Raw genomic sequence first — 5,750 nt, 5'->3', positions numbered from 1 at the left:
GACGTTTTTCTTCGTCGGTCAAATTGACTTTATATTTAATGGCGGGCATGACACTAAACCTCGTTGCGTCAAAGCCAATAGTCATACCATAAATTATCCCTTCGCTTCAACATGACTGACTACTAGCTTTTGCACTTGCTGAAGTTTGGCTTCGTTAATCGGTTTACGGCCTTTATATTTTCCATCCGCTTTAGCGATATCAATGCCTTCCCTTTGGCGTTCCAACATAATACCCCTTTCAAATTCAGCAATAGCGGCCAGCATGGTGAGCATCAATTGCCCGGTTGGGGATTTAGTATCTAAATTAATATTAAGGACTTCAAGGTCAGCACCTTTCTTTTTTATCGCTTCGGCTATGTTCAACAAATCCTTGGTTGATCGTGCCAACCGATCAAGTTTTGACACCGTAACGGTATCGCCTTTACGAATGTAAGCCAGTAATTTTTTTAACTCGGGACGATCAGCCTTACTTCCCGATACTTTTTCCTTGAAAATCTCATGGCAACCCGCTTTGTTAAGTAATTCCAACTGGGCAGCCATATTTTGCTCCGTTGTGGATACTCGGCAATAGCCGATTTTTGATGAAGTCATGTTGTCTTGGCCGTTTTGTGCACATAGAATATGTGCAGATTATAAGCTGTGCATTTACTGTAATTCAACTACAAATGCAAAAAAATAACGCCTTATTTGCATGCGCAGCTAGAGCAATATCCAAATACACAGCCATCGGGAAGAAACCGATGATAACAGCGTCGTATAGTTTGATTTTCGATGCTCCATGTCGAAAAGATGATGAAAAATACAAAACAAAGCTAAAAAAACGGATTTTTAAAATCCTATGGTGCGTTACGTACCTTTATGCAGAATAACCCGATATGCCGGATCACGGCATCCGCGACCAGCATTTTGGATGGGGCAGGGAGGGCGATGCTGCCGATGGCCTCGAAGAAAGGCGTTAGTTGCGGATAAGCAAGCCGAAGATGATGGATTTCAGGCGATTCGCTGGTTACGGTGGGGGGACTCATGCTTCCTAACTGTTAGCCATCTTCTAATAAAAAGAATTGATCGGATTTGTGATGACGGAAAATAAATTCCTATGCAATATTGAAGACCCGAACACTATTATAACCCCTATCGATACGGCTATTAGGTTTCCAGAGATTCTGGAAATTCTATTAAATAAATACAGCGATGATATTGCCTTTTTTTCCAAGCTCATCGCGGAATCGAAAAGCAGCGCTGAATTGCTGGATAAAATCCGCTCCAAGGGTATCGACAAGGATCAGCGGATGTCCCTTTTAAAAATGTTCCGTCGCTGCGTTTCGCCTGTTTTAGACACGGAGACAACAAAGAAAATCGGGAAAGTTTCAACGGCCAGCCTCGTTGAAAACTATGGCTCCACCTTCAAGTCGATAGATGTTCTAAAGGAACAATTCGCCAATCTTTCTAATGAAACCAAGGGCGCTTTGGCTGCCTTGATCGGCGAATATGATACGCGCGGCCAGTTAGGCTATGATCTGACCGCCAACTTCTTTGGCTGGTTTGAGGATCGCTTCAAGGGCGAGCTAACAATTAACGGGCCGCGCGGTGCTGGCCGCGATATTGAACTCAATACCATATTCCCTGATTTTGAAGGCCAATATCCCTGCGATTTTGTCATTCGCAAAGCGGACACGGCGGAAGTTCTGGCGGTTGGCTTCGCCAGATACGACTCCACGCGAGGGGGCGCAGTCGGATGATAGAACCGGGGGCAACTCCTACAAAGTCGCAAAAGCCAAGGAATATTGCGAGAAAACAGGTGACCGCCTCCGTCTGGTGTTCTTGGCTGACGGTCCCGGTCTGGCGCATAAAGACACTTGGTTTGAAGTTTGCGAACTGGACGGGGCTTGGAACGGCAATGTCCGGGTCACGACGCTTAAACTGGCGGATATCAGGATCACCCATGATTGGCTGATGCGGGTTGCTTCAGATTAGCGCCATCTCCCGGATTTCCTCGGGGTACATCTCAAGCAATTCGTCATCGACGACAAAAGAAAACAATGCTGGCTGATGATCGCTAGCCTTCGCCTTCGAGGCGGGGCCGTTCTTGTCCTTTGTTGGCGAAGAAAGGCCCGCGAACATATCAAGGACGTTGCTTCGATCATGCGGCTGGTCATCTTCTTCGCGGGATACATAATCACCCATTGGTTCCAAGCCGTGCCTTAATCGGGTAATTGCGGCTTTGATGGCATTGAAAGATTGATCGATGCCAATCCATGAACGCCGCAAATCATTCGCGGCGTGCATCGTCGTTCCTGAGCCGCAAAACGGGTCAATGACAAGATCGCCTTCATTGCTGCTGGCTGACACGATCATGCGCAGCATTGCCAGATTTTTTTCTGTCGGGTATCCAGTAACGGCGATACTTTGATGGTGAGCGTCACGGAAACAATCCCCATAATCCGTGTATGACACCAATTTATCCTGTGTAAGATACACCTTGCGGCGAGGATTGCCATTTCTCGACCAGTGTATTTCCCCTGCTTTATCGAATTCCTCCAACTTTGTAGGGACATACTGCCAATGCTTCCCCGGCGGAGGTAACATACCTCGCCATATTTCCCCCGTCTCACCGCGTCGTGTGCCGGGTGCGTGAATTGGTACGAGCTTATAGCGACCGCGCTTATCAACTTTTGGATATTCTTTCTGAATCCAGTCTTCATCAGGAGTCTGGCCAGGTTGATTCCATTTATAGGCGGGACTTTTCGAGTAAAAGAGAATGAAGTCATTCAAGTTTGAATATTGATGCTTTGTAAAATTCTTACTGCTACATTTACGGCGGGTAATGATATTTCTAAAATTATTCTGACCGAATATTTCATCCATGATGACTTTTAAATGGGAAACCATTTGATGCCCGATATGCACATAAATTGATCCATCATCCGTCAGCAACTCTCGCATGAGGATTAAGCGCCTCCTCATGAATTCAAGATAAGCGGCAAAACCCAATTGGTCGCTATAAGCGTGTTCTAACTGTCGAGACTGAAACTCCATCCCAGTATTGTAGGGAGGATCAAGATAAATCAGGGTTGCTTTACGTTTACTCTCTAACAAACCATGCAACCCAAATAAGTTATCCGCCAGAATCAGACTATTGTTAGAAACTTGCTGAATAGGTGCTGTGCGTCCATCGGTGTCAACTTGTATGAAAGAAGCATACAAAGGGGAGAGCACTTCCGCTTTTGTTAGCCTGTTAGGGTAAACCAGAGAGGGCGCGACAGCATCAGAAGGCAGAGGGTGCGGGTCTTTGTGAGGCAGGGCCGCACTTAAAGAATCTGCGCTGAGTTTTTCGTGGCCTAAGATGCCAGTTGCCATAAATTTTCCCGTTTTTGTTGGTAACCAATCGGGTCACCTTACAGCATCTGGTTACCTTCGTAAATGGAAATTTTTAATTAAACATCCACCATAATGGCTATTTTTGCCCATCCCCTCGAAAAGGTAAAAATTAGCGAACGCTTATAGACGTCCATTGATGGCAACGGTTTACCTACGGTGTTATCCCTACTGATTGCCAGAGAAATTCATAGGAAACCGGTGCGCGGTGTTGAGCTTTGGCCTGCTGTGCTTCGCCGTGTTCGTAGGTACGTAGCAAGAATTTCACCTGTTTCAATCCTTCCGGCGTTTGAATGGCCTTCCGCGGTGTTCTATCGCCCAATATTGGTAATGGCTTGTCAGCCCAATCCGCATAAAGCTGCCGAATTCTCTTCTCGATAATCTCGGTCAGCATCTCTGGCGGCAGTTCCACCGGAGCCGATGTTTCCTTGCTCTCATTGGGCTGCAAATTAGCGAGCATCCCCTTGGGATCGGAGATTTCCCGGCTGACAAAGGCAACGGCTCTGCCTGCAACTGCTTCGAACCAAGGTCGGCCTTCATCCGCATACTGTTGAGTGCGATAAGACACTTTGATTCGATCCTGACGTTTGCCCGCATCAATGCTGAGGTATCTGCGTATCAGTCCATCCTCACCTTCAAAAAGGCGGTTCCAGCCCTCCTCGCGGCAGCCTTCGATATCCACTTCACCGGACAAGGCCTGATCTAGAGCGGTCCAGTTCTGAACCCGATAATGATCGGTGACGAACAACAGCGGTTCTCCTGTCAGATGATCAACCAATTGTGGCATTTCAAAGGCATTTACAAATAACTGGAGCCAATAATATGGAATGATGACGCTGGTGATTTCTTTGGCGAGAGGCGAATCAGGCTCGACGCCTTCCATTTCATCCCTGAGTTCTTCTAACAAGTCCCAGCTTCGGTTGCGGGGGAAAGCGTATACGGCACCCGACAGTTCGAAATGATTTTCAACCGGCAGGATGCGCGCTGCCATAAGATCGTATGGGTTCGCTTGCCGTGATCCGGATTTTTCCCGGATGACGACAGACGGGCTTTCAGGCAGCAGTGCATCTCTTACTGTCATGCTTTCGCCCGGTATCACTGCGACGACTTCGTGGAGTCTGAGCGGCATAGTCGTCAGCAACTCGATCCATTGCCGCTGTTCGGCGGAAAAGAGCGGGCCACCCTGGTCGAGTAGCAAGTCCGCAACACGATGCTCCTGTCCCTTGATGGTCATAACCCCATCGGCCAGGAACCATTCCATAGCATTGATCATAATGCCTTGATAGGAATCGCCGGGCAGGTCCTGGAGCATGGCATATTCATCCTCGTCGAGTCCGCCGAAAAACCCTTCATCGAGCGCTTCACGCGCTGTTTGTCCATACTTCGTGAAGAGCCAATTTATCGCTTTTGGTACCGCTTCCGAGCGATCGCTGGCTATCTTAGCTTGCTCAGCCTTTAGACAGCATTGCTTATATTTTTTGCCACTGCCACAAGGACAGGGATCGTTACGCCCGAGCTTTTTCATACCATTAATACGTTCATAAAGAGAGTGTTGATTACGAAGCTTGATTTACATTCCGCTGTTCAGCCAGATACGCGAAAAATGTCCGGCGGCCAACGCCGAAAATATCACACACTTCGGCAGCGGTTTTTTCGGTTTTCTCATACAAGACCCGTGCATTCTCCAACTTTGCCGCATCGGTTCGAGGTCGTCCACCCGATTTCCCACGCGCCTTGGCGGAAGCCCTCCCAGCGGCGGCACGCTCCGCACGTAACTCCCGCTCCATTTGATGGATGGCGCCCATCATTGAAAGGAAGCAGCACCCGGTGGCGGTACTGGTATCGATGTTTTCGCGTAAAGACACCAGGTCGACTTTTCGCTCCTCAAGCACCTTGGTAGTCTCCAACAAATTAAGCAATGAGCGGGTCATGCGGCTTAGTTCAGTAACCACGAGCATATCGCCTGGGCGTGCATAGATCATCAACGAATCCCAGCCCGGGCGATCCATCCGCGAGCCGGTCATTTTATCCGTAAAGATTTTTCCGCATCCTGCCTGCTTCAACACATCAAGTTGGGAGTCGAGATTTTGTCCCACGGTGCTGACACGGGCATAACCAATCCGATGAGGCGAGGAGACTTGGTAGGTGGAATCATCATCTTTCATAGTGCGAAAAGTTATCACAGATCAGGCATAATTGCCACTTGATAAATGCACTGGTTTTTACACCGTAATCGATGGGTTGAAATTGTAATCTTCAACGGTAATTGGCACTAAATTTTTAACGCTATGTGGCACCAATAACAAGAGTACTGCGGGCGGCTTCGACAACATCATCACTGATCACATTCAAATCATTAATGCGGAGGATTCGTT

At 47.9% G+C, this 5,750-nt stretch carries 7 protein-coding genes; 2 read left to right on the top strand and 5 right to left on the bottom strand.

The features are described from left to right. Nucleotides 1–93 precede the first annotated feature (93 nt). Both HUX64_RS01630 and HUX64_RS01625 read right to left on the bottom strand, forming a co-directional pair. On the bottom strand, nt 94–591 hold the full coding sequence (locus HUX64_RS01630; RefSeq protein ID WP_174624506.1) for a recombinase family protein: 498 nt from the start codon (nt 589–591) through the stop codon (nt 94–96). 245 nt (nt 592–836) lie between these two features. After that, nucleotides 837–1,025 carry a hypothetical protein gene (locus HUX64_RS01625; protein ID WP_174624505.1) on the bottom strand — a complete coding sequence of 63 codons (189 nt, stop codon included), beginning with the start codon at nt 1,023–1,025 and terminating at the stop codon, nt 837–839. A 51-nt stretch (nt 1,026–1,076) separates the two neighbouring features. Here HUX64_RS01625 and HUX64_RS01620 point away from each other — a divergent pair, with 51 nt between their 5' ends. Both HUX64_RS01620 and HUX64_RS19075 read left to right on the top strand, forming a co-directional pair. After that, nucleotides 1,077–1,739 carry a hypothetical protein gene (locus HUX64_RS01620; protein WP_217426397.1) on the top strand — a complete coding sequence of 221 codons (663 nt, stop codon included), beginning with the start codon at nt 1,077–1,079 and terminating at the stop codon, nt 1,737–1,739. Nucleotides 1,740–1,815: 76 nt separating this feature from the next. Next, nucleotides 1,816–1,974 carry a hypothetical protein gene (locus HUX64_RS19075; RefSeq protein ID WP_217426396.1) on the top strand — a complete coding sequence of 53 codons (159 nt, stop codon included), beginning with the start codon at nt 1,816–1,818 and terminating at the stop codon, nt 1,972–1,974. Here HUX64_RS19075 and HUX64_RS01615 read toward each other — a convergent pair. The 3 genes from HUX64_RS01615 to HUX64_RS01605 form a co-directional block, all read right to left on the bottom strand. Then, nucleotides 1,966–3,357, bottom strand: coding sequence for a site-specific DNA-methyltransferase (locus HUX64_RS01615; protein ID WP_174624504.1), 1,392 nt, complete (start codon nt 3,355–3,357; stop codon nt 1,966–1,968). The genes HUX64_RS19075 and HUX64_RS01615 overlap by 9 nt on opposite strands. A 172-nt stretch (nt 3,358–3,529) precedes the next feature. Then, the gene (locus HUX64_RS01610; protein WP_174624503.1) at nt 3,530–4,900 is read right to left on the bottom strand and encodes an SEC-C metal-binding domain-containing protein; all 1,371 of its coding nucleotides are present in this window, start codon (nt 4,898–4,900) and stop codon (nt 3,530–3,532) included. Nucleotides 4,901–4,931: 31 nt separating this feature from the next. Further along, a complete protein-coding gene (locus HUX64_RS01605; protein WP_174624502.1) occupies nt 4,932–5,540 on the bottom strand; it encodes a recombinase family protein in 609 nt (202 codons plus the stop codon). Nucleotides 5,541–5,750: the final 210 nt, after the last annotated feature.

Origin of the sequence: Candidatus Methylobacter favarea (assembly GCF_902806695.1) — a bacterium.
In the GTDB taxonomy this organism is placed as follows: domain Bacteria; phylum Pseudomonadota; class Gammaproteobacteria; order Methylococcales; family Methylomonadaceae; genus Methylobacter_B; species Methylobacter_B favarea.
The sequence above is the reverse complement of the archived record's forward strand: the minus strand, read 5'-3'. Positions and strand labels throughout refer to the sequence as shown.